The 25,661-nt window shown below is 38.6% G+C and carries 22 protein-coding genes; 1 reads left to right on the forward strand and 21 read right to left on the reverse strand.

Translation table 11 applies throughout. The features are described 5' to 3' along the window. Positions 1-63 precede the first annotated feature (63 nt). Positions 64-3,267, forward strand: coding sequence for a VCBS repeat-containing protein (locus LV716_RS01435; protein ID WP_233759202.1), 3,204 nt, complete (start codon positions 64-66; stop codon positions 3,265-3,267). 53 nt (positions 3,268-3,320) lie between these two features. Here the strand turns inward: LV716_RS01435 and cydB are convergent, their stop codons facing one another. The 21 genes from cydB to LV716_RS01540 form a co-directional block, all read right to left on the reverse strand. After that, positions 3,321-4,358 (reverse strand): cytochrome d ubiquinol oxidase subunit II, encoded by a 1,038-nt coding sequence (gene cydB / locus LV716_RS01440; RefSeq protein WP_163419696.1) that lies wholly within the window; start codon positions 4,356-4,358, stop codon positions 3,321-3,323. An 11-nt stretch (positions 4,359-4,369) separates the two neighbouring features. Beyond that, positions 4,370-5,716 (reverse strand): cytochrome ubiquinol oxidase subunit I, encoded by a 1,347-nt coding sequence (locus LV716_RS01445; protein ID WP_163419695.1) that lies wholly within the window; start codon positions 5,714-5,716, stop codon positions 4,370-4,372. Between the two features lie 156 nt (positions 5,717-5,872). Beyond that, positions 5,873-6,538, reverse strand: a complete 666-nt coding sequence (locus LV716_RS01450; protein ID WP_163419694.1) for a peroxiredoxin — start codon at positions 6,536-6,538, stop codon at positions 5,873-5,875. A 204-nt stretch (positions 6,539-6,742) separates the two neighbouring features. After that, on the reverse strand, positions 6,743-8,011 hold the full coding sequence (locus tag LV716_RS01455) for an FAD/NAD(P)-binding oxidoreductase (protein WP_163419693.1): 1,269 nt from the start codon (positions 8,009-8,011) through the stop codon (positions 6,743-6,745). Positions 8,012-8,140: 129 nt separating this feature from the next. Then, on the reverse strand, positions 8,141-8,542 hold the full coding sequence (locus tag LV716_RS01460; protein ID WP_163419692.1) for a hypothetical protein: 402 nt from the start codon (positions 8,540-8,542) through the stop codon (positions 8,141-8,143). A 257-nt stretch (positions 8,543-8,799) separates the two neighbouring features. Beyond that, positions 8,800-9,813 carry a DUF3365 domain-containing protein gene (locus LV716_RS01465; protein WP_163419691.1) on the reverse strand — a complete coding sequence of 338 codons (1,014 nt, stop codon included), beginning with the start codon at positions 9,811-9,813 and terminating at the stop codon, positions 8,800-8,802. Between the two features lie 3 nt (positions 9,814-9,816). Beyond that, a complete protein-coding gene (locus LV716_RS01470; RefSeq protein ID WP_163419690.1) occupies positions 9,817-10,083 on the reverse strand; it encodes a heavy-metal-associated domain-containing protein in 267 nt (88 codons plus the stop codon). A gap of 44 nt (positions 10,084-10,127) precedes the next feature. Further along, entirely contained in the window at positions 10,128-10,472 is a 345-nt protein-coding gene (locus LV716_RS01475) for a rhodanese-like domain-containing protein (protein ID WP_163419689.1), read from the reverse strand. Between the two features lie 324 nt (positions 10,473-10,796). Continuing rightward, positions 10,797-12,209, reverse strand: coding sequence for a rhodanese-like domain-containing protein (locus LV716_RS01480; RefSeq protein ID WP_163419688.1), 1,413 nt, complete (start codon positions 12,207-12,209; stop codon positions 10,797-10,799). A 63-nt stretch (positions 12,210-12,272) separates the two neighbouring features. Continuing rightward, positions 12,273-13,685 carry a rhodanese-like domain-containing protein gene (locus tag LV716_RS01485; RefSeq protein ID WP_163419687.1) on the reverse strand — a complete coding sequence of 471 codons (1,413 nt, stop codon included), beginning with the start codon at positions 13,683-13,685 and terminating at the stop codon, positions 12,273-12,275. Positions 13,686-13,746: 61 nt separating this feature from the next. Then, positions 13,747-15,486, reverse strand: a complete 1,740-nt coding sequence (locus LV716_RS01490; protein ID WP_163419686.1) for a SulP family inorganic anion transporter — start codon at positions 15,484-15,486, stop codon at positions 13,747-13,749. A gap of 74 nt (positions 15,487-15,560) precedes the next feature. Continuing rightward, positions 15,561-16,193, reverse strand: coding sequence for a Crp/Fnr family transcriptional regulator (locus LV716_RS01495; RefSeq protein WP_163419685.1), 633 nt, complete (start codon positions 16,191-16,193; stop codon positions 15,561-15,563). 269 nt (positions 16,194-16,462) lie between these two features. Further along, positions 16,463-17,707, reverse strand: coding sequence for a HAMP domain-containing sensor histidine kinase (locus LV716_RS01500; RefSeq protein ID WP_163419684.1), 1,245 nt, complete (start codon positions 17,705-17,707; stop codon positions 16,463-16,465). Beyond that, positions 17,704-18,384 carry a response regulator transcription factor gene (locus LV716_RS01505; RefSeq protein ID WP_163419683.1) on the reverse strand — a complete coding sequence of 227 codons (681 nt, stop codon included), beginning with the start codon at positions 18,382-18,384 and terminating at the stop codon, positions 17,704-17,706. Before LV716_RS01505 ends, LV716_RS01500 begins: the two co-directional genes overlap by 4 nt. A gap of 98 nt (positions 18,385-18,482) precedes the next feature. Further along, entirely contained in the window at positions 18,483-18,953 is a 471-nt protein-coding gene (locus LV716_RS01510) for a hypothetical protein (RefSeq protein ID WP_205600148.1), read from the reverse strand. A gap of 16 nt (positions 18,954-18,969) precedes the next feature. Continuing rightward, entirely contained in the window at positions 18,970-20,823 is a 1,854-nt protein-coding gene (locus LV716_RS01515) for a V-type ATP synthase subunit I (RefSeq protein ID WP_233759203.1), read from the reverse strand. Continuing rightward, entirely contained in the window at positions 20,820-21,431 is a 612-nt protein-coding gene (locus LV716_RS01520) for a V-type ATP synthase subunit D (RefSeq protein WP_163419681.1), read from the reverse strand. Before LV716_RS01520 ends, LV716_RS01515 begins: the two co-directional genes overlap by 4 nt. 2 nt (positions 21,432-21,433) lie before the next feature. Further along, the gene (locus LV716_RS01525) at positions 21,434-22,003 is read right to left on the reverse strand and encodes a DUF2764 family protein (RefSeq protein WP_163419680.1); all 570 of its coding nucleotides are present in this window, start codon (positions 22,001-22,003) and stop codon (positions 21,434-21,436) included. Further along, positions 22,000-22,599, reverse strand: coding sequence for a hypothetical protein (locus tag LV716_RS01530; RefSeq protein ID WP_163419679.1), 600 nt, complete (start codon positions 22,597-22,599; stop codon positions 22,000-22,002). The genes LV716_RS01525 and LV716_RS01530 overlap by 4 nt, the downstream gene beginning before the upstream one ends. Beyond that, positions 22,592-23,923: a V-type ATP synthase subunit B gene (locus tag LV716_RS01535; protein ID WP_163419678.1), complete on the reverse strand. Its 1,332-nt coding sequence runs from the start codon at positions 23,921-23,923 to the stop codon at positions 22,592-22,594. Before LV716_RS01535 ends, LV716_RS01530 begins: the two co-directional genes overlap by 8 nt. Next, positions 23,904-25,649, reverse strand: coding sequence for a V-type ATP synthase subunit A (locus LV716_RS01540; protein WP_163419677.1), 1,746 nt, complete (start codon positions 25,647-25,649; stop codon positions 23,904-23,906). Before LV716_RS01540 ends, LV716_RS01535 begins: the two co-directional genes overlap by 20 nt. Positions 25,650-25,661 lie beyond the last annotated feature (12 nt).

The raw sequence follows: 25,661 nt of genomic DNA on the forward strand, positions 1-25,661 counted from the left end.
ATGATGATTTTTTGTTTTTTTGCTTGCGAAAAAACAAATAAATCGAACAGGATATTTAAAAAGTTGAGCAAAAAACATACTGGGATTCTTTTTTCAAATACCCTCACTGAAAATGATTCCCTCAACTATTTTACCTATCCTTATCTTTATTTAGGGGGCGGGGTTTCGGCTGGCGATATCAATAACGATGGTTTGATCGATCTGTATTTCACGGGAAATATGGTTGAAAACAAATTATACCTCAACAAAGGAAATCTTCAATTTGAAGACATTACTGTTTCTGCCAATGTTGCTGGTGATTCGCGTTGGTATACGGGCAGTACCATGGTCGATGTCAACAACGATGGATATTTGGACATTTACTGTTCTGTGGCTGGTAGATTTGAACCAAAAACAAATCAACTCTTTATAAACAAAGGGGACAATACTTTTTTGGAAAGCGCTGAGGATTATGGCCTGGCAGAAAATGGAAACAGTATCCAAAGTACATTTTTTGATTATGACCGTGACGGCGACCTTGATGTTTACATAGCAAATTACCCTTCGACATCGTTCAACGCACCAACAAGTCATTATTTGTTCAAAATGAATTCCCCTAGGAATATCGAAACTGATAAATTACTTCGCAATAATGGTGACAATACATTTTCAGATGTCACGGATGAAGCCGGTTTACGGTCGTTTGGATTGTCATTGAGCGTAACCGTTGGGGATTTAAACAATGACGGTTGGCCAGACCTATATGTCTCGAATGATTTTAGCTCCCCAGACTTTCTATATCAAAATAACAAAGATGGAACGTTCACTAATATTATCAAAAAAGCTACTAAACACACTTCCCACTTCGGTATGGGTGTTGACATTGCCGATTTTAACAATGATGGCCTTTTGGATATTCTTCAAGTTGATATGGATGCTGCGGATAACAGAAGGGCCAAAGCCAATATGGCGAGTATGAACCCAGGGTTGTTTTGGGGAAATATTAATGCAGGATTTCAATACCAATACATGCATAATACCTTACAGTTGAATAATGGAAATCTTGTTGATGGAATTCCAGACTTTAGCAATGTTTCAAGAATGGCAGGTATTTCATCCACAGATTGGAGCTGGGGACCATTATTAGCGGATTTTGACAATGATGGTTTTAAGGATGTCTTCATCACCAATGGCACCCGAAGGGAAATCAATAATAAGGACTATATAAAAACACTTGAAAGAAAAATCAATAACAACGATAGCTTGTTAAAATGGAATTTAGCTTTTCCTTCTGAACGAATCGACAACTTTATTTTCAAAAATAAAGGAGATCTTACTTTTGAAAGAAAAAATAAAGATTGGGGCATTGAATATAAAGGGTTTTCAAATGGTAGCGTCTATGTGGACTTGGATAACGATGGGGATTTGGAAATCGTTACAAACAATATTGATGACTATGCATCGGTTTTCAAGAATACAAGTGCTACGACCAACAATCACCTTACCCTAGGTTTTCGTGGTCAGCCAAAAAATCATTTCGGCATTGGGGCAAAAGCTTACATATATGCCAATGGAACGAAACAACTGCAAGAGATGACACTAACCAGAGGCTTTCAATCCTCTATAGCCCCAAAACTTCATTTTGGATTGGGCAAAACGGAAAAGATAGATTCCATAAAAATAACATGGCCCGATGAAAAGATACAACTCATTATTGACCCTAAAATCAATTCGCACTTAGATATTAGCTATAAAGACGCCATTGTAAACCATAATAAAGAAGACAAAAAAACGGATTATATTTTTTCTGTTGCACGGGATTCAAGCCTAGCATTCCTCTATAAGCATGTTGAAAACTATTATGATGATTTTGAAAAAGAAATTCTTTTACCCCACCAAACATCCAAGTTAGGTCCGGGCCTTGGCGTGGGTGACCTGAACGGTGATGGGAGGGACGATTTTGTAGTGGCTGCCGCTGCACAAAATACGACTACGCTATTTTTTCAAAACAAGGATGGAAGCTTTACTAAATCGGACACAAAAGCTTTTTCCAATGATAGTGGTTCGGAGGATATTGCCATCCATATTTTTGATGCTGAAAACGATGGGGACCTGGATATTTATATCTCTAGTGGTGGAAATGAATTTTCATCAAATTCCAAGCAACTTCAAGACAGACTTTATATCAATGATGGTAGTGGTAATTTCGTTAAAAATCCTTCTGCACTTCCGGAAATGATTACAAGCAGTTCAAGAGTCCATAGCTTCGATTTTGATAAGGATGGTGATTTGGACCTTTTTGTTGGTGGCCGGCTTGTTCCCGGAAATTATCCTTCTCCAGCTGATAGTTACCTATTGGAAAATAAAAGTAAAGGTAGTAAGGTCCAATTTGTGGATGCCACTGAAAAACTAGCTCCAGACCTTAGAAAAATAGGGATGGTCACAGATGGCATTTGGACAGATTTTGATAATGACGGATGGACCGACCTTATTGTTGTTGGAGAATGGATGCCAATAACCATTTTTAAGAATGACCAAGGTTATTTCTCCAATTTTTCACAAAAACTTGGTTTACAAGATACAAACGGTTGGTGGTTCAGTATTAATGAAGGAGATTTTGATAAGGACGGTGATATGGATTACATTTTGGGAAATCTGGGCACTAATTTCAAGTACAAAGCCAATCCAGAAGAAACTTTTGATATTTATTTCAATGATTTTGATGAAAACAATACCAATGATATTGTATTGAGCTATTTTAATGATGGAGAACAATATCCCGTTAGGGGAAGAGAATGTTCATCACAACAAATGCCGGCAATAAAGAAAAAATTCAAAAACTACGAAGCATATTCAAAGGCTACATTAGAGGATATATACACAGAGAAAGTTCTGGAAAACTCCTTACATTATCAGGTAAAATCTTTTTCCAGTATTTATTTGGAAAACGACGAAGGAAAATTCACAATACATAAACTCCCTAATCTTGCACAGATTTCATCTATAAACCAGATCCTTATCGATGACTTTGATGTAGATGGAAACCTAGATGCCTTACTTGCCGGAAACTTGTATAGTTCGGAAGTTGAAACCCCAAGGAATGATGCCAGCAATGGTCTTTTATTAAAAGGAAATGGCAAAGGAGATTTTTCGCCAGTACTTACAAGAGATAGTGGGTTTTATGCTTCGGGTGATGTAAAGGATATGTCTACCATTAAAATTGCGGGGAAAGCATATATTATGGTATCTAAAAACTCCGATTACCTTCAATTTATTGAAGTTCGATAAGCAAGACTTAAGGTATAGTTTACTAACTAAAAAAAGGGAAACAGCTATTGCACTCAATAACTGGTATCGTCCAATTTGACTTTACCGTGGAAAGTTTTGTACAAAAAGAAAAAGTAGCCTGCCAATAGTGGTGCACCTATGACGACTATCGTTAACATAATTCCCAATGATTTTTGCGATGAAGCTGCGTTATAAATTGTCACACTATGCTCCGGATGTATTGTGGAAGGTAACAGTACAGGATATAATTGAAGCGCAACCAACATCAATAAAAATGCCATGGTCAACGATGAAAAAACTAAAGCGTTGGCATATTTTTTCTTGGACACAAGCCTGGGTATATTGGCTACCGCTAAAAATGACAATAGCGGTAAAACAAAGAATATTGGATTTTCTTTAAACTTATCGGTAACACCAGGAATAAATAGTAAAGTGTACAAAGAAGTGACCGCAAAGCTAATGATGAAAAAAATCATTCCTCTTTTCAATAAAAAAGTTAACCTAGCATGTAAACGACCTTCTGTTTTCAACAATAAAAAGATAGCACCTTGGGTCATAAAAACAGATAAGGTAGTCAAGCCCACCATAATGGCATAAGGACTTAAAAAAGCCAGAAATATACCGCCTTTATAGCTAAAATTCTCTCCTATTTCGAAACCTTGTACAATATTTCCCAGAACAACACCCAATAAAAAAGCAATCAATACATTGGATATAAAATAGGTAATATCCCATGTTCTTCTCCACCATTTCATTTTTTCTGCACTTCTAAACTTTATGGCGGACGAACGTAATACCAGCAACATTAAAAACAGCATGAAAGGAATATACATAGCAGATAACATAGTGGCATACATAACCGGGAATCCTGCAAATAATGCTCCACCTCCTATGATTAACCATACTTGATTGGCATCCCATAGCGGACCTATGGCATTAATGGCAATACGCCTGCTTAAATCTTTTCTGAAAAATAAATGCCATGCTCCGGCACCATAATCGAACCCTTCCAAAATAGCATACCCTGAAAATAACAGCCCAACTACCAAATACCAAAGCGTTGGATAATCTACACCTAAAAATGTTTCCATCTGTTGTCCTATTAAATAATTTCTAATGCATTTTTAGTTTCATCATACGGGCCATTCTTTATTTTTTTATTCAACGAGTATAAAAATAAAAGTAGCAATATGGAATAGACCACTGTAAATAGTATTAATGAAAATAGAATTTGATTGGATGATACTTCCTGCGAAAAGCCTTCGCTTGTTCTTAAATGTCCATAGACAATCCACGGCTGTCTTCCCATTTCGGCAGCAAACCAACCCACTTGATTGGCTATCTGAGGCAAGATTACTGATAGGGCAAAAATCTTCAGTAGCCATTTTTTGTCGAACAGTTTGCCTCTCCACCATAAAAAACTAGCATATAACGTAAGTCCAATCAAAAACATCCCAATGGAAATCATAATGTGATAAAACTGAAAAACGGCATTCACCTGCCCAGGCCTATCTTCTTTTGGAAAAGCATTTAACCCCGTAACCGGCTCATCAAAATCTTGATGTACCAAAAAGGATAATCCTCCTGGCAAACTTATGCCAGTTACTTCTTGGGCAGTATCATCTACCCAACCAAAAAGATATAAGTCTGCTGGTGCTGAAGCCTCATAGTGCCCTTCCATTGCGGCCAACTTAGCAGGTTGATTTTTGGCGACGCCATCTCCAGAACTGTGTCCAGATACCAATTGTGCCAAAGAGAATATAGTTGCTACAACCAGCGAAATTTTGAATGCTTTTTTTGATATTTCTATGTACCTGCCCTTAAGAAGATAATATGCATGAACACTTAAAACTAAAAAAGCACCGGCCAAAAAAGCGCCCTGCCATGTGTGAATAATTCTATCTACACTTGAAGGATTAAACACCATGGCCCAAAAATCGGTTACCTCTGCCCTTGCATCAAAACCTTCACCAATAATATGGTATCCTGCAGGTGTCTGTTGCCAACTATTGGCCACTACGATCCAAACCGCAGAAAACATAGAGCCCAAAAACACACCTATCGTAGAGATGAAATGCACCTTTGGAGAAACTCGATTCCAACCAAAAATTAAAATGCCCAAAAAAGTGCTTTCCAACCCAAAAGCAAATAATCCTTCTGCCGCCAATGCACTGCCAAAAATATCACCTACGTACCTTGAATATACGGCCCAATTGGTACCAAATTCAAACTCCATTATTATTCCTGTGGCTACGCCAATACCAAAGGTAATAGCGAATATCTTTAACCAAAAACGCGTTAAAATCTCATAATGCTTATTCCCTGTTTTCAAATAAAGCCCTTCCATGATAACCATGATCAAGCCTATACCAATACTTAATGGAGGATAGATGTAATGGAATGAAATGGTGAAGGCAAACTGTATTCGGGCGAGAATTTCTGTGTCCATAGCTTCAAGGGGTTTACTTCAAAGGTATTTTTAAGCACATCTAAACAAAGTAACTTCGGTTACATAAAACAAGAAATAAGAATCTTTCCATGTTAAATTAAACAAAAAAAGAGACCTATGGTGAATAGGTCTCTTCTTTGTGTAAAAAACTGGTTTTTAAATATCTTTTTTAGCTAAGTACCAAGTTACTTTTTGCACTGTATCGTCTTCTAATCTCTCATTTAAGGCATCAAGTGTTTTTGGTGGCGGCACAATCACCTTATCTCCCTTTTTCCAATCTAATGGCATCGCTACTTTATATTCATCCGAAGTCTGTAAGGCAACAAGAGCTCTTATGATTTCGCTCATATTACGCCCCACATTCAACGGGTAATACATGATTAGACGGATTTTCTTCTCCGGGTCGATAAAGAATACTGCTCTAACCGCTGCTGTTTCACTTTCGTTGGGCTGAAGCATTCCATAAAGTTTGGATACTTTCATATCTAGGTCGGCTATTATAGGAAAGTCAAAATAAACTCCTGTAGTTTCCCTTACATTTTGTACCCAGCCCAAGTGTGCATGTATACTGTCAATACTCAGTCCTAACAATTCCGTATTTAGGGAATCAAACTCATTTTTCCGGGTTGCAAAGCCACTCATTTCTGTTGTACAGACAGGTGTAAAATCTGCTGGATGGGAAAACATCACAATCCATTTATCTTTTGCAAAGTCGGATAGTTTAATTTTACCTTTTGTAGTCAGTGCTTCAAAATCAGGGGCCTTGTCCCCAATTCTTGGCATGTGCTGAACTTCTTCTTCAAAAACACTTGAATTTTCCATAGTGATATAGATTAAATTTATAATTATAATAATTAATCATAAAATTAAACTATGGTAAATATATGGGAAGTAACTTGAGTTACATAATCAGGATTTAACCAAGTTTTAACGCAATTGAAAAGATTGTTCATTTTTTTCAAAGAAAAAGGCGATATAAGATATATCGCCCCTAAACCATAGTACACATACCTGACAATAATGGCACTATACATCTTGACCCTTCAACATTTTGTTCCAGTACAAATACGGTAACATAAATTTTTTGAACATGTATAATCTCCAATGTTCTTTCGCACTATTGAATACCAACATACGCTTTAATTTAGGGTCAGGAGTAAAATTACCATCGTAGTCAAATTCGGCCAAGGTCATTTTACCATAACCTGTGACCAACGGACAGCTTGAGTAGCCATTATATCCTTTGTTTTTAGCAATTTGATCATTTATAAGCTTGGTGATATTATCGACAACAACAGGAACTTGTTTTCTGATAGCGGCACCGGTCTTCGCCGTTGGAAGCGCTGCAACATCCCCTACCCCAAAAATATTTGGGTATGCATTGTGCTGTAAGGAATGATGGTCTACATCCAACCACCCATCTTTATTTGTTAGCGATGATTCACGTACAAATTTTGGTGCAGTTTGAGGTGGTGCTATATGTAATAGGTCAAATGGCATCTCTATGATTTCATCAACGGTGGGAGATGATTTTTCTCCTAAAACATTGTCTTCATTGATAACACATTTATTCTCGTTTGGATCTGTATGTTTGAAATACACGATTTTTTTACTAGAATCAATTTTAATAGGTGAGTAGAAAGGCTTGAAATGTATACCGTAATTTCCAATTACTTTCATTAAGGTATCCCGTATCGGTTTAACACCAAATATTACACTGCCAGGGGTTGCGAAAACTACATTTGTCTTATCAGAAAGATTGTTCCTTTTAAAGTAATCTGCCGCTAAATAGGCTATTTTTTGGGGGGCTCCTCCACATTTTATAGGAGTTGCAGGTTGGGTAAAAATAGCATTGCCGCCTTTAAAACCTTGTAGCACTTTCCATGTATACTTCGGGTCAATATAATTACTGCAAGCAACTCCTTTTTCCAATGCTTCGGATAATCCTTCTATCAGTTCTGGTGCCATGACCAATCCTGGTGCCACAACTAGATAATCATAAGATATTGTGCCGGTATTTTTAGTGGTGATTGTATTGTTTTCGGGATGAAAAGACATTGCAAAATCCTTTATCCAAGTAACATTCTTAGGCATTACGGCTTTCATGGGCCTTCCTGTCTTCTTGTACTTATAATCACCTGCGCCAACCAAGGTCCAAGCGGGTTGGTAGTAATGGGTTTCAGCTGGTTCAATAACAGCCACATCGAACTCCTTGTTCTTCTTCAATAATTTGGCAGCGGTCATAATACCACCAGTACCGCCACCAATGATTAAAATCTGATGATGTGTTTTCATTTTTTGAGCATTTTCTTGTGAATTTCTTAAAAATACCCATTCAATTTTGCGTATAAAGTGACTCAGGTTACATAAGCGTGTTTTTGCTAACACATGATGTAATCTAAAAAGCAACTGTGTACTTTTCCATTACTCAACTACTACATACTTCGCAGAAACTAGTTCAATTGATTGGACTGTTGCCAGTCCCTGTTCAAATGGTTCCTCTTCATCAAAACTTATCGTACAATCAGAATTTGCACCTATTTCAGTACATGGTGCATTTGTTGAGAAAAATTGAGTACTCACGAGTCCATCAGCATTTGTAGTAATTTCATAACCTCCCCTTATGTCTACTCCATTGGGGTTTGTAAACTCAATCTCATAACGCAATCTTTGGGAATCGTTTCCAGTATCAGCAATGAACTCAAAAAGCAAAACTTCAACCAATATATCTTGCAACATTTCTTCTTCTTGTTCCTCGTTGCTGTCATTGCTGCATGAATAAATTACAAGTATCATTAATAAAAGAGAAAAAACATTTTTTTTCATAGTTTAAATTTCTTTACTCTAATAGCTTTCCATTTGTATCTATAACAAATTGAACAGTTACTCAACTTTCTATAGTTTTAGTAGAACCTAAATTAAATTTTGCATTTCGCACTAATTTACAACGAAGTTTTACTTCTCTGTTCTCGGGAACTGAAAATTTGTCCATAGACATATAAAAACAAAACAGGTGTGGAATTAAGGATAAGCAGAAAATAAAAAAAGACCTAAAAAAATTGATTTACAACACTAACGTCTTTTTATTTAAATGAGCTAGGATTCTCAAAAACAATACTCCAGATACCTCTTACTTGATTCACATCATACCCTTGGGCCATATCTTTTGGGTATAAGTCTTTTAAAGCAATGAGTACTTCAGGTTTAATTTGTTGTTTGGGCACACCATGGCATTGCAAGCACATACTATTGGTAACGATTGGGTAATAGAAGTGATTGACCTCATCTTGGCTTTCCACAATGGGTATGATGCTCTCCCCGCTTGCCAATACTTGTTTATAATATTCGATTTTCTCCAATTCAATTGCATTGGCAAGATTCTTTGGGTTTCTAGGTTTATCACTTACTCTTTTAATCAGGGCATTGTGATTGTTGGCCATACTATCGGTCAATGGGTATGCTCTTTCATTACAAAAGGCCAATGCTTCTAGCGTTCCTTTTTTTTGGATGGTCCCCATAAGATTTTTACCCAACATTTTTTTGGTACTCAAGGCATATTCAAGACCTATGTCCTCTTTGGAGAGTGTATCATTGGAATATATTTTCTTGCCCTTGTTTATATAAGGTTTTCGGTTAGGGTTATTTTCCCAATGCTTTTTAAACCAGGATGGTTCTTCTATTTCATATTCATATAGATATTCGCCGATCTGTTCTATATCTTCCTTTTTAAAGGACTGATAAGGCATTACCCCAAATCTCCTGACGGCACCGCGTAGTTTGGCATTTTCTTCAGAGGGTTGTTCCAAAAAGCTCCAAATGGATTGAATAAACGCTTCTTTTGTAGTGCTTTCATCAATGTAATGTGCTTTAATGGCCACCATTGGAGGACCAATTCTACCTTCTTTTTCAGAAGCTGTTGGGCTGTGGCATAGATGACACTGGTTTTCCATCAACTTTTTTCCAGAATGGATTTTGGAAGATGTAAGCGCTGTGTCTTTTAATTCTAACGGGACGGCACCGTATTTTTCCGTTGCTCTGTCCTTGCATCCAAAAACTATTGAAAGACATAGTAAAAGCCAAATTACCCTTCTTACCATAAGTTAACTCAGTTTACCCGTTGCACAACTAATGAAAGATTTGGTTTTATCCATTAATGAGTTGGTGTCCTCTATGCTAGGATATCCCAAAGATTTAAGTGTGTTTTTTATTTGAAGAGCATCTTCATGCTCATCATGGTCGAATGAAATCTTTGATGCTTCCACATCAACATCAACCTTGAAAACACCTTTCTCTTGTAATAGTTTATTGGTAATAGTCTTTGCACAACCACCACACTTCAGATTTTGTACTATAATCGATGTTCTCATTTTTCTTGTTATTTGATTAAATACTATATTTTTTTAAGTCTATTTTAGTACCAAGCCATGTACCCTCCCTTAAGATCATAGATTTCCTCAAAACCCATCGTCGAAAGAATTCTAGCTGCTTTTTGGCTTCTATTACCTGAACGGCAGTAAAGATATATAGGGGCTTTCTTATCCAGTTTTTCTGCCGAAGTTTTAAAAGATGATTGTTGGAAGAAATCAATGTTCAGGGCATTGGAAATATGTCCAGAACGATACTCTTTTGGTGTTCTTACATCAACCAATTGCACATTTTTTTGGGTAATGGATGATTTGAATTCATCCACGTTCAAAATTTTAATATGCCCTATTTCTTGTGTTTTTGCGCCAAATAAAAAACCAAATAGTCCCATAAGTATCAGTTACTTTTTTAAACCTATCAAAAATAAGAATCGTACTGGTTTTTATCAGTAACCTCTGTTACACATCAGTTTATTTTCAAAACAAAAAGGCTATCTTAAAAGACAGCCTTTTTTAACCAACCAAAAAATTAAGCACTTAGGTTATGGAACGTATCACCTGAGTACCTAGCCAATTACCTCTAAAGAGGTATATGGTTTCTTTACCACCAAATATTTCCACTGTTTTCCAAGTTACTTGTTATTGCTTTTCTGTTTTGTCGATATCCACTTTAAGGCGTCATACACAAAAAACATGCAAATAAAACTGCTTGTGAATTATTTTAGTGTTGAAGGGCATACATAATCAGAAACGGAAACATTAGCTTCTTTTATAGCTTTAAAGCCTCCTGCAATGTCTATTGAATTATGAATACCCCTACTTTTTAGGACAGAAGCAGCAATCATACTACGATATCCCGCCGCACAGTGAATAAAGAAAATATCTTCATTGGGAAACTCGGCCAAATGGTCATTTAAGAAATCTAAAGGAGTGTTATATGCCCCATCTACATGTTCGGATACATACTCACTTTTTTTCCTTACATCAAAAACAGGTGTTTCTTCTTCCTCAAGCATAGTCTTAAAGACAGTTGCGTTTACCGAGTTTACAGAATCATATTCCTTGGATGCTGTTCTCCATGCATCAAACCCTCCTTCTAAATATCCTAGTGTATTATCAAAACCAACGCGTGAGAGCCTGGTAACCGTTTCTTCTTCTCTTCCTTTAGGCGCAATAAACAAAATAGGTTGTTTTACATCAGCTATCAAAGCTCCTACCCATGGAGCAAAACTTCCATCCAATCCTATAAAAATAGAACGTGGGACATGGCCTTTTGCAAAATCATTTTGATGCCGTACATCCAATACAATGGCATTCGTTTCGTTCGCTTCGGCCTCAAAAGCATCTGGACTCAGTGCCTGTGTACCTCTTTTAAGAACTACATCTATATCGTCATATCCCTCTTTGTTCATCTTCACGTTTAGTGGAAAGTATTGAGGTGGTGGCAACAAACCATCCGTTACTTCTTGAACAAACTCTTGTTTCGTCATGTCCGCCCTTAGCGCATAATTTATTTTCTTTTGATTGCCAAGGGTATCGACTGTCTCTTTCATCATGTTTTTCCCACAGGCAGACCCTGCACCATGTGCAGGATATACGATAACTTCATCGGACAAGGTCATGATTTTATTTCTAAGGCTATTGTATAAGGTCCCTGCCAATTGTTCTTGAGTCATATCTGCCGCCTTTTGGGCTAAATCCGGTCTTCCGACATCACCTAAAAACAAGGTGTCTCCACTAAAAATGGCATGGTCCTTCCCATCCTTATCCCGAAGAAGATATGTAGTACTTTCCATGGTGTGGCCAGGTGTATGCAGTGCCACTATAGTTATTTCACCCAATTTAAATTGTTGCCCATCTTCTGCAATAATCGCTTCAAACGAAGGGTTTGCATTTGGACCATATATAATGGGAGCTTTAGTCTCTTTTGCCAATGTTAAGTGTCCGCTAACAAAATCTGCATGGAAATGTGTCTCAAAAATATATTTGATTTTTGCGTCATCCATCTTTGCCCTTTTTATATAAGGATTGACTTCCCTTAAAGGATCAATGATGGCAACTTCACCCTTGCTCTCAATATAATAAGCTCCCTGGGCCAAACAACCAGTATAAATTTGTTCAATTTTCATTATTTCTACTTTACAATTTGTGCTAAAACTAGTTTATGGTTTAAGGTTTTGCAGTAACCTAGGTTACAAAAGTGTTGTGGGACAAACGTACTCTGACCTTTCAACAGAGGTTTCGGCAATTTCTTTAAACCCGCCCGTTACATCAACAAAATTGTCCCAACCTCGCTGTTTGAGTATTGATGCTGCCACCATACTACGGTAACCACCGGCACAATGAAGGATAAAAGGTTTGTCCTTTGGAATTTTTGAAAGATGCCCATTGATCTCATTTAAGGGAATATTCAAAGCATCGATAACATGCTCAGATTCATACTCACTTTTTTTACGTACATCGATTACCAATGGGTTTTCTGATTTGTATGCATTCTCGAATTCTTTCGGTGAAATTCGATTGATTTCTTCATATTCCCGTCCAGCTTTTTTCCATGATTCAAAACCTTCTTTCAAGTATCCTATTGTATTGTCATAGCCTACCCTCGACAATCTTGTAATCGCCTCTTCTTCTTTGTTGGGATAGGTGACCAAAAGGATTTCTTGTTTTACACTTGGGACCATCTCCCCTACCCACTGTGCAAAACTGCCATCTAAACCTATATTTATGCTATTTGGAATGAATCCCTTGGCAAAATCCTCTGCATCCCTTGTGTCCAGGACCAGTGCACCGGTTTCGTTTGCCGCCGCTTCAAAAGCATCTGGATCCAGAGCTTGTGTTCCACGATTCATTATTGTATCCAAACTTTCGTAACCCTGAATGTTCATCAATACATTTTGGGGGAAATAACCAGGTGGCGTTGTGAGACCATCGAGCAGTGCTTTAATAAATTCTTCTTTACCCATATCCTGTAAAGCATAATTCACTTTTTTCTGGTGTCCAAGGGTATCCGTTGTTTCTTTACTCATCATTTTTCCACATGCAGAACCGGCACCATGATTGGGATAAACAATAAGGTCATCGCTTAATGGCATTATTTTATTACGTAACGAATCGTATAAAAGACCTGCAAGTTTCTCTTCGGTAAGTTCAGAAACTACATGTTGTGCAAGGTCAGGCCTGCCCACATCGCCGATGAACAAAGTGTCCCCGGTTATAATCCCATGTTCCTTTCCATTTTCATCAATAAGCAGATATGTTGTGCTTTCCATGGTATGCCCGGGTGTATGAATCACTTTTACCTTGTAATCCCCTATCTCAAATACTTGGTCGTCCTCAGCTATAATAGCTTCATAACCTGGCTTGGCATTTGGTCCAAAAACAATGGCTGCACCTGCCTTTTTCTGTAAATCCAAATGACCGCTTACAAAATCGGCATGAAAGTGTGTTTCAAAGACGTATTTGATTTTGGCATTATCAATTTGTGCTCTGTCCATATAAGGTTGTACTTCTCTTAATGGGTCAAAAACAGCTGCTACACCATTGCTTTCAATATAATAAGCTGCATGTGCTAAACATCCTGTATAAATCTGTTCTATTTTCATGTTTATCTATTTTAAGTTATATACGTTAAAAGTATCTATGATTTGTTTGACGGTCAGCCACCTAGGTTACATAAGTTCCTTCTTTCGACTGCAATGAAATTTTTTCTTGAAGATTGTTCTTCGGCGTATTGTTCAATGCATAGTCATAGGCCTCCAATGTATTGACAAAAAAATGTTCTCGACCTATCTTGTCCACAAGCTCCGACTTTTGGATAATATCCCGAACAGGTCCTATGACATCGGAAAAAAGAATCTTAATGTTCTTTTCCCTAAACTCCTGCACCAAATTTTCTAACATAAAAACTGCGCTACTATCAATATAATTAATGGGCTCGGCCTTGATAATAATTGCTTCTGGTTGAACTATTTTGGAGTTTAAAAGTTTTGAGAGTTCATTTTTGAAATAATCCTTGTTTCCAAAATAAAGTTGGGAATCAAATCGTATGATGAGAACCCTTGGGTCTATTTCTGCATCCTTTTCAAAACGACTGATATTTTTGAAGTAATTAGCGCCACGAATCTTGCCAAGGATGGCCAGATGCGGTTTAGATGTTCTATAAACCAACAACAATAAAGAGAGTAGAACACCTAGCAGAATACCTTCTTTTATACCTACCGTTAGGGTTATAACAAATGTTGCCATTAAAAGAACAAACTCATCTTTTCGATTTTTAAATAAACGTTTCGGATATTTCACATCGATAAGGCCAAAAACGGCAACCATTATGATAGCTGCTAAAATAGCATTGGGCAGATAATAGAAAAGGGGTGTTAAGAACAATAATGTCAACCCAACGACCAGAACACTTACAAAAGCTGCGATACCCGTTTTAGCTCCCGATTGATCATTTACGGCAGTACGCGAAAATCCGCCGGTGGTGGGATACGATTGAAAAAATGCGCCCATAATATTAGAGGCACCCAAAGCGATAAGTTCTTGATTTGCATTTACTTCGTATTCCCTGTGTTTTACTTCGACGGCCTTGGATACCGAAATAGCTTCCATAAATGCAATAAGGGCCAATGTCAACGCTATCGGCAATAATTCATCGATTCTCGAAAAGTCTATGGACGGCACCCCAAAACTAGGCAGACCACTAGGTACTTTCGCTACAATTTTAACTCCGACCAAATCAATCTTAAAAAAATATGCCCACACAATTCCCAACGAAACTATTAACAGGGCAGCCGGAATCTTTCTATTGATTTTTTTGAATCCTTTCAGAAGGAAAATCGCGGTAACACCAATGCCCAAGGTGTAAAGATTAGTCTGGTCTATAGTTCGTAGTGCATTTTGCAATAGGATATGGATTTGATTACTTCGCTCAATGTCCGTACCCAATAGATGTTTCAATTGACTCAAACCAATTATTATCGCTGCAGCCGAAGTAAAACCACTGATTACGGGTTTTGAAAGAAAGTTGACAAGAAATCCCATACGCATTAGACCAAGAAGCAACTGAATGCTCCCCATAAACAACGCAAGAAAAATAGCCATTGCAATATATTCATCCATTCCCGATATGGACAAAGCACCAAGCCCAGAAGCTACCAATAGTGAATCCATTGCTACTGGCCCAACGGCCAATTGGCGAGAGGTACCCAATATGGCGTATACCATTTGTGGGATTAAAGCGGCATAGAGACCAAAAACAGGAGGAAGCCCTGCTATCATTGCATACGCCATGCCTTGGGGAATGAGCATTATACCAACAGTAAGTCCCGCAGAAATATCTCCTGTTAGGTATTCTTTTTTATAATTGGGAAGCCAATCAAGTATTGGCAAGAATCTTTTGAGCATATTACATCCCTTATTTATTAAATCCAAAAATATTGCAATGACAAGGGCTTTGCAGTAACCCACGTTACACAGGCTTATAGATCTAATACTTTCAGATAATTTCTATGCAATTCTATATGCCCCATTTGCTCAAGTTTTTTCAACAATCTTGAGATGACCACTCTAGAACTATGCAAATCATAAGCTATTTCTTGGTGTGTGTTCCTAATTACATTGTCTTCGGAAATCCTTACTTTACCTTTAAGGTAATTTACCAATCGTGCATCCATAGCATCAAATGCAACGCTGTCCAAGGTGTGCATTAGCTCATTAAGCCTGCTATGGTAGCTTTCAAACACAAAATTTCTCCAGCTTTTATATTTTGCTGTCCAGATTTCCATTTTTTGGATAGGAACCATTATGAGCTTGGTATCCATTTCCGCTATGGCCCTGATTTCACTTTTTGTATTTCCCATACAGCATGACATGGTCATTGAGCAAGTATCGCCTTTTTCCAAATAGTATAAGAGCAGTTCATCACTGTCCCTATCTTCCCGAAGTATTTTGATAGCTCCGGAAACCAATAATGGTATCACCGTTATGTAGTCGCCTATGTCTATTAACTTATATCCCGCGGGTATTTCTTTAAAAGTACCTACCTGAAGAATCTCGTTGATCAGAGCTTTTTCAAAATGTTGACCATAGTTTTGCTTTAGTTCTTGTATCATATCCCATGTTGATTTGTAGCTTCGATATTTTGAGGGCAGGATACCAAAAACTTGTTTTTATGGTACATCAAGGACGTAAAAAACAGTATGTTAAACAACTTACAGCCAATGCCAAACATCATTTTTATTTTTATGTTAAAAGTAAGTTCCTATAGAAATGATTACAGTAACCTAGGTTACATAATCTGTTAAGCTTTTCTAAGCTGTATTATAGCAGGTATCCGTAAAGCCAACCTCGTTGCTGTTCACTAAAAATCAGGAAGAACGCATCAAAAAAATAAAGAAAATGTATGCTTGTCATTATCACGCTCATAATCTAACCGAAATCCGTAGATATCACATATTTTTTGGTTGATGGACAAACCAAGCCCCAAAGAATCCGACTCCTTGTTTCCTTTTTGAAAACGATTGAACAATTGCGCCGTAGACATATCCGAAGTACTTCCCGTATTGGTGATCTCAAATTTTTCCGAAGTTAATGTCATATTGATATATCCACCTTCTCTATTATGTTGTACAGCATTTTTAATAAGGTTTGTAAACAAAATATTGGCCAGTATTTGATCACATTGAACGGTAACGGAATCTAAATCGATATTGGTATTGATATTTTTGAACTTGATGATTTCCTCCATGTTTCGCACGATATTATCAATAACGGCACCAATATCAACGGTATCCAATCTTTTGAATTCTTGATTTTCAATTCTGGAAATCAACGTCAATGATTTACTGATTTTTGAAAGTTTGTTCGCCTCTTGATACACCGCCTGTGCCCATTGCTGTTCTTCTTTGTTCAAATTATTGCTTTCTAAGAGCAGTACCATTTTATTCCGAATGATGGCCAAGGGAGTCTGCACCTCATGACTTATATTTTCATTGAACTCCTTAAGGTTTTGAAAATCTTTTTTTACTTGCTCCATCAAAGCGGTCACTACCTTGTCCAGCTCTTTGAATTCATTGATTTTTGAGGGTTTGAGCTGCACAGGTTCTTTACTGGTTATATCATAATTTTTTAAAGCCGATAGGTTGTGAAAAAAAGGTTTCCATGCCCATTTATAAATTCTTCGATTGATAAAGAACAGACCACTTAAGAGCATTAACAAAACCAAAGTAGCAGCCCCTAACAACCAGATAATCAATTCGTTCATCTCCAAAAGAATATGCCATAAGGAAACTCTCATTTTTTGGGAACCCGTATCAACGGTAAATTGATAGGTCCGATAAGGAATTTGTTTATTTGCATACGCTTCAAAAACCAAAGTATCCCCAAACTTATTTTGACCATTAAAATCGTTTGACACTTCTTCTGTTCTATACGTATAATTTGAATGGGGCAAACTACCATTCTGTTTTAATTCATAGTCAATACGCTCGCTTTCATGTAGCAAAACATCATTTACCTCAAAATTGACAAAATACTCTATCACATAATAGTCAACTGCGACCATTATGGGAAAAAGGAACAACAGAAATATAAGATAGTTCCTATTGGTTTTTCTGACTAGATTCATTCGTGGTCAGTGAATTTGTATCCTACACTGTAGATGGATTTAATATAATCTTTCCCTCCCAGTTCAGCAATTTTTTTTCGCAAGTTGGCCAAATGCGTGTAAATGAATTTGTACGAATCCGCCATTTCAATATCATCGCCCCATAGGTGCTCTGCAATTGCTTCTTTGGTCAATAATCGATTTTTATTGGCCACAAAAAAATGAATGATATCAAATTCCTTCTTTGTTAAGGTCAGGGGATAATCGTTCACAAAAACCTCATGTCGCTCAGGTTTGATATTGATTTCATTGAACACAATCTCTCTCCTACCGTTATACACCTTTCTTCGGTAGAGTGCCTTGATGCGAGCATTCAATTCAGTGAGGTAAAAAGGTTTTGTCAGATAATCATCTGCCCCAATTTCAAGACCATGTATTCTATCCCCAACTGCATTTTTTGCTGAAATAATAATGATGCCGGCATCAATGTTTTCCTTTTTGACCACTTTGATGATATCTAGACCACTACCATCTGGCAGTGTAATATCTACAACTAGAATATCATAAGGGAAAATACCGACCTTCATAGAAGCGGAATTGTAATTTGGAGCTATTTCACAAATGTTCCCCTCCTCCTCCAGAAAGTTTTTAATATCATGGAGTAGTTCCGCATTGTCTTCAATGACCAATATCTTCATCACGGAGGATTTACATTAAAAATAGGGGGCATAGATGTCCAAAAACATGACATTTCCCCATTTAAATCATAAAAATCCGTTAAAAGTCTTTAGAAGTATTATCCCGTGGGCAATCCGGTCATTGTAAATATCATGACAAAAAGGGCGACGGTTTCCACAATACCGATAATCATAATATACTTAGCCGTATCATTTGCTCCAGAGGCTATGGCATCACAAGCTCGTGCCCCCACTTTACCTTGAAAAATGGCAGACCCTGCCATTGCGGCTCCAGCAATAAGACCAATGATGATTTGCCAAACATAGGAGTCAGGGCTTAAATCGGCATCCGCTATGGCATTTTTCAATATCATTCCATAAATGACCTGCGAGAGTGGCGCACCAACAAAAATAAGTAGGGCCGTGGCTGCTTTCTGTCCACTGGTTATCATTTTTTTCCAAGCTCCAATTGCTGCCATACCAGCTATTCCAGTTCCTACGGCCGAACCTATGGAAGCAATTCCCAAAGACATCCCCATATCTCCCAATCCTTTTACCGTTGTTGCAAACAATGCCATATCTATCATCATGTTCTGTTTTTAAGTATTATATTTTATCCTGTTGTAATTGTTTTTGAATGTTCGTTCCCCCTCCAACTTCACTAGAAAGCAGTTTAAAAGGTTTATAAGCTTCACCTGAAAATTGAACGCCCAAGTGCCCAGCAAATTCAAGCATATTCAATCGTATACCATGCACCATCACCGCCATTAGAGCCAAAGCAATGTTCAAGCCATGTCCAAGGGCTAGCGCTATTGCTGCTACAATTAGTTCAACAATACCTAAACTTGAGATTCCTTCAGGAAGTATCATACCGTTAAAGCTTGCCGCCACTGCTGCAGTGGCCATACCTACTGCAAAAAGTCGAACATAGGAAACTATATCGGAGAAACCGCTTATAAGACTTAAGGGCAGATTTGCCATGGATACCAGCATACTTTTCAAAAAGCTTTTGCTTTCTACCGAAAACAGCATTACCAATAAAGCACCTGCGATAAAGAGCCACATGCCCCAATCTGGCATAGTTTTGCCCAGCACTAATTGCTCGGTAATCAAGAACAATCCCCAAACCAGGGCTATCCAACCCACTTCGCTCAAAGCCTTAATCGAATTGATAAACTGAGCACACCGAACAAGGTGGGCAATAGTAAGGTGTACAGCTCCTATAAGAAAGGACAAGTGCATCATAAACGATATATTGTCCACGCCAAAACTGGCAATATTGGGAATGATAAGATTATTGAGAAAAGGAATGGCAGCTATTTGTTCCGACCCAAAATACGTACCGCTCAACACTCCCCAAATAATGGTTGCCCCACTCAGTACATAAATTAATAAACGCGCCTGTCCCGGGATTTTTTTTCGTAGCAAAAGCGCTATCAATAAAAAAATGGCCCCGTAACCCGCATCACCTACCAACATTGCAAAAAACAGGGCAAAGGCCACCAAAAAATAAATAGATACGTCAACCTCTTTGTATCCAGGTACGATATCAATGAATTTCATTACCGGGTTGATCATTTCTATCCATTTGGGATTTTTGATGTAAACAGGTACATCTTCGGGTTTTTCCGGTTCTGAAATGGCATAGCCCCAATTTTGTTGTTGCGCAGCTTTCTTGAATTGATTGACAGTATCTTTTGGGATATAACCTTTGAGATATTTAAATTTCCCTTCAACATCACCCATACTTTCCAAAGTATGTTGTATGCCAAGTTGGTCTTTTAAAATCGTCCAATAGTCTTCCAATGCTTCCAAATACGCTACCTTATCTTTTAAGAAGACCTCGATTTCAACAAGTTGTCGCCGTTTTCTCTTAATCTGTTTTTGAATTTCTTCAAACCGTAGTTCTGGTAACTGTTCTTCCTTGCCTTTCAGTTTTTCAGCTTCGGATTGCGAAATCAGGGTAATAGGCACTTTTCCCTCATGTCCAGGAAAAGAAATCAAGGTGTATTTTTTAGAAAGTGGCTGTACTTGGGATTTATCGACCAAATACAAACGAAGGTAGATTCCTTTGCCTCTCAAAAAACCAAAATCTTCTAGGTTGGTGTTTTCTCCCCAAGTTTGATAAAAAGATAATTGTTCAGTAAGTGTGTCCAGTTTCTTTTGGCAGCTTTTCCTGATTTCAGTAGTTCGTAACACGCGTTCCACCAAGCGTTTTGGGTCATCTAGGTTAAGGTTTGTCCCAGCTGTAGATTTATTTTTCTTGTTTTTGAAATTTTGAAGGATAGCTATAGCTTTTTCGGTACGAACCACAGCTTCAGCACGCTTTTCCATGATTCTCCCCTCAGGTTGTTTGATTTCCTTAATATCGACAACTCCGAGCTCCCCCAACCGTTGTACTGTTTCGTCTACAGTACGAGAAGTGGTAAAGAGTACTATTTCCTTCATCCTAACGATCATGCCACCTTCGATTTATCTTGCTTCTTCTTTTTTACCAATTTTGCACATCCAATGGCCAATCGTTCTACATCTCCCAAGTAAATCTCGATTTTTCGTATATTGTTCTTGGTCTCTGGAATAAACACTTCTTTCAAAGCATTTTTCATACGACGGGCCTCTGCAAGTTCCTCTTGTAAAAGCTCAAGATTTTTTTGCTCCATTTCCATCATACTACGATTGGTTTTTTGGGTCTTCACTGCAGCTATTGCCGAATCTACCCAAAGTGGTGTGTTCATTAAATCGACTTCCATTTCCTCAAAAACAATACTATCGAAAGATTCAATAGGCACACCGGCAATTTCCCGTTTTGTAGTGTTCAAGTGTTTCACCTTAACAATAGTGGATAGGTCTATAGTCTCCTCTGCCATTACGGCAATCCATTTTTTGGTTTCGCTATTGGTTTCGGCGACGGCAACTTTCAGTCGTGCAATGTTATTTTCAATACCCTGTACCACTTCCTTTAATTGCTGCTCTTTCATTTCAAAGACGGGCAGTGCGGTTATATATTCTCTCAACTCCACTTTTAAGGCAGCCAAGGTGTTCTTGTTCATTAAGATCTTATCTGCCATAATCAGTCTTTTTTTGTCGTTGTTTCGAATAGGTCAAAGCCTTTTTCCGTATCAAAACTCCACCATCGGAGCAATAGCATCAACTTTAGTTTATAGGTGATCAGTGCCGTAAAATCGGAATAATGACCTTGGGACAATGATTCCAACTTGTTCCATTGTAGCTGTAAAAGCTGTAGTTCTTCTTCCAAGGGGTTACCTGGTTCGAAGGGTAACCGTTGTTTTTTATCAAAAGATTCACTGTCTTCTTTTTGGCGCGATATCCGAAGTTGTTCAAGTTCTTTTTTGAGTTCGTACATGAATGTAGAAAAACCAGCTAAGACGTTATTCTTACTCTCTTGGAACATGTTGGAGTGAATAGTGCCCAAATCAATTTCACGAAACAATCGCGATGCTTCTGGATTCAGAAATTTACCAGCCTCTTCTTCCAAAATAGTAATCAGACTTTTTTCTGATGTTGGGGAATGGGCATATTTTTTTAGAAGGAAAGAAACCCTAGAACGTGTTTCCATACTATCTTCAAAAGACAGATGGGGCAGACTTACCAATACATATTCCAGGTCTCCGCTAATCATTTTTCAATTTCGCTTTTTAGGATTTTCATCCACTTGTCGCTTAAATGTATTCCCAACAGTTCTGTAACCGCCTCGGGAGAAATATGGTAGTTCCAACCTTGGTCTTTTTTGGTAATATTCAGGCTTTTCGATAACGTACTATTTGTAGTTATCCCAGCTAACGTATCGGACTTTTGCAAGCGCTGTTGAATGTAGTCAGCTAACTTTACCTCAAGGTCAGGGGAAAGTTCCAATGCTACCTCATCACCAATGTTTTCGATAACTTTGACCACAGCAGCTCCCAATACATCTGGCGTAAAATTTGTCGCAACGTCTCTTTCCAATACTGCTTTCAACAATTGTATCAAGTCATTCTGCAAAGAGACGGTAACATCGCGCGCTGCTTGTCTTAGTGCACTTTCGCCTTTGCTCAGCGTAGCATCTGCTTCTTTCTGGGCATTGCTTAGTATTTGTTTCTGCTTTTCCTCAGCTTCTTCCACTATTCGTTTGGCCTCGTTTTGTGCCGCCTTTAGTATAGCGTCAGATTCCTTTTCCGCACCTTCAATGGCCTCGGTCTTTAAGGTTGCGATCAAACTGTCCAAGGTTTTTTCACTCATGGGTACTGTTTTTTAAAATTTTGTACTTCCCTTTTTCAGGCCAATACGCATCGATTAATTCTGAAGAAAGGCCCACTTCTTCTCTTTTGAAATGGTTCGATAAAATATCCCAACACAAATCAAGGGCGTCTTCCAGTTCAAGAAAGCGGAAGGGGTCCATCAGTTCCTGCTGAAAAGTCTTTCGATAATCCAAGAGCCTAAGGGAATAATCGTCCTTGACCGATCCAAATTTCTGTGCCTTCACCCGTTCCTCAGATTCTGAAAGTAATCGAGCCATAGCATTCATAATATTTCTATGATCGGACCGGGTCTTGTCGTTTACTTGCTGTTTTAGACGGCTCAGCGAACCGAACAATTCCAGATAGCCATCTTTCATATAGAACTGACCTTCGGTAATATATCCTGTATTATCTGGAACAGGATGCGTAACGTCATCCATGGTGGTCACTCCTAGAATTGTTAAACTTCCGGCACCATCAATATCGGCCGCTTTTTCATATCGACTTGCTAACTGCGAGTATAAATCGCCAGGATAACCCTGATTAGCAGGAATTTGATCTTGGGCATTTGCTACCTGACGTAGATAATCGGACCATTGTGTCATATCCGATAACAGGACAAATACATTTTTGCCCTGTAATGCAAAACGTTCTCCTACAGCAAGGGCCAAATCGGGAACCATAAGCCCCTCCACAATAGAATCCCTATGGGTATGTACGAACATGACAGTTTTGTTTTTACTGCCCGCATCTTCAATACGCTGTCTAAAATAGTGGTACTCATCATACTTAAGGCCTACACCACCAATGATAATGACATCGGCATCGGTCTGCGTGGCTATATTGGCAAGCAGTTGGTTATACGGCTCACCTGCCTTGGCAAAAATGGGTATCTTCTGGGAGCGTACCAAGGTATTGAACACATCGATCATAGGTACACCGGTACGTATCATATTTTTAGGTATCAATCGTTTTACAGGATTGATCGAGGGCCCTGCTATCCGAATCTGGTCTGCCATAAGCTCTGGACCTCCATCGATGGGCTGGCCATTACCCGAATAAACCCTGCCCAACATATCATCTGAAAAACCAACTTGCACAGGTTTTCCCAAAAAACGGATTTTACAATCCGTGGAGACCCCAAAACCACCTCCAAACAATTGTAGGGTAACTTGTTCTCCATCCAGAGCAATCACTTGGGCAAAGGCTTTTTCTCCAGTGGGATAAATGACCTCGGCCAATTCTTTATTGTGCACCCCACTTGCCTTTATGCTAAGAATAGCCCTTCCTATACTATCTATATTCTCATACGTTTTCCTCAGCATACCCCATTTGTTTTACCAGTTTCAATAGTTTTGATTTTTGTTTCTCAAATTTTTCATCTTTTAACTGCGTATAGTTCCAATCCAAAAAGGCTTGCCGCATAAAGTTAAAGTGGGAACGAATCCCTTCTTTCCCTTGGATGGTGACAGGTGCGTCGATGATTTCTTTTACCATGTCAAACATCAAGCGCAACCGTTCTGGATTGGTTACACCATCAACTTCATCGAAACTGTTCTGTTGTAGAAATACCGAATCCAATAATTCCGATTTTTGATATCGTATGTAGGATTCGTCGGTTATCCCTTTTTCTCCCATTAAAAGGATATTGGATGCGATGGTCTTACCGTCACGCAATAATTCCAGAAGATAGAGCACTTCTTCTTTCTGTAAGAGCGAAGGGTATTTGGAAGTACTGTCGATTCGGTCTATAGCTGGGTATTTACGGGCATCGGACAAGGCTCTCGAAAGCCCCCAGAATGCCCCTGTACTCAGTAATGTAGCTTGTGTGACAGGTTCGTCAAAATTTCCACCTGCCGGGGAAACAGTTCCAATAATACTTAATGAACCTGTACTTTCATCAGGCAATTTTTCAATCCCTGCCCTATCGTAAAAAGCCGATATCAAGGTTGAAATATACATCGGGAAAGCTTCGGGTCCGGGAATCTCTTCTTTTCTTCCAGAGGTTTCCCTTAGTGCCTGCGCCCAGCGCGATGTAGAATCAGCCAGAATAAGCACGTTCAATCCTTGTTTTCGGTAATACTCACCTACCGTAGTCGCCATATATACCGATGCTTCCCTAGCTGCAACGGGCATAGAGGAAGTGTTACCCACGATAAATGTACGGTCCATCAATGATTTTCCGGTACGTGGATCAATAAGTTCTGGAAAGTCCTTAAAGACCTCAACGGCCTCTCCCGCCCTTTCACCACAGGCAGCAATAATTACCACATCTGCTTGTGAATGACGGGCCAAACTATGCTGCAATACCGTCTTTCCTGCTCCAAACGGACCAGGATTGCATGCCGTGCCACCAAAGGCAATGGGAAAAAGAGCATCAAGAATGCGTATACCCGTTGGCATGGGCTTCTCTGGAACGGAACGCTCGTGAAACGGCATGGGTTTTTTCACCGGCCAATCGAATGCCATTTGTAGTTCTTGGGTATTTCCCGAACCATCTTTAATAACAGCGATGGTTTCATCTATGGTATAATCGCCTTCTTGCACAATCCTTTCTATGGTGTATTCACCTTGTACAGAAAAAGGCACAAAAATCTTATGCTGAAAGAGTTTTTCGGGTACATGCCCCAATACAGAACTTCCTGTTACTACCTCATCCTTTTGAACCGTTGGCGTAAAATGCCATTTTTGGGTATTGTCAAGCGGACTTACCTCAAGTCCCCGTTCCAGAAACCACTCTATTTTGGCAAGCTCATAAAGTGGGTTTTGGAGTCCGTCCGTTACCGAGCCCAGTATTCCCGGACCTAGTTTTACGGCAAGTGGCAGTCCGGTAAATTCTACCAAATCCCCAATTTTCATCCATCCCGTATCTTCAAAGACCTGTAGGTATACCACGCCACCTTGTTTTACGTCGATGACTTCCGATTTCAGTCTTTTACCATCTTCTAAAATGATATAGGCAACTTCTCCATTGATTACCGCTCCTTCGGTGTTTTTGGCACCTACTAGCGATTCATTTACGCTAATTACTCTTCCTTTGGCTTTACTCATACTTTTTTTGGA

Source organism: Flagellimonas sp. HMM57 (assembly GCF_021390175.1).
In the GTDB taxonomy this organism is placed as follows: Bacteria; Bacteroidota; Bacteroidia; order Flavobacteriales; family Flavobacteriaceae; genus Flagellimonas.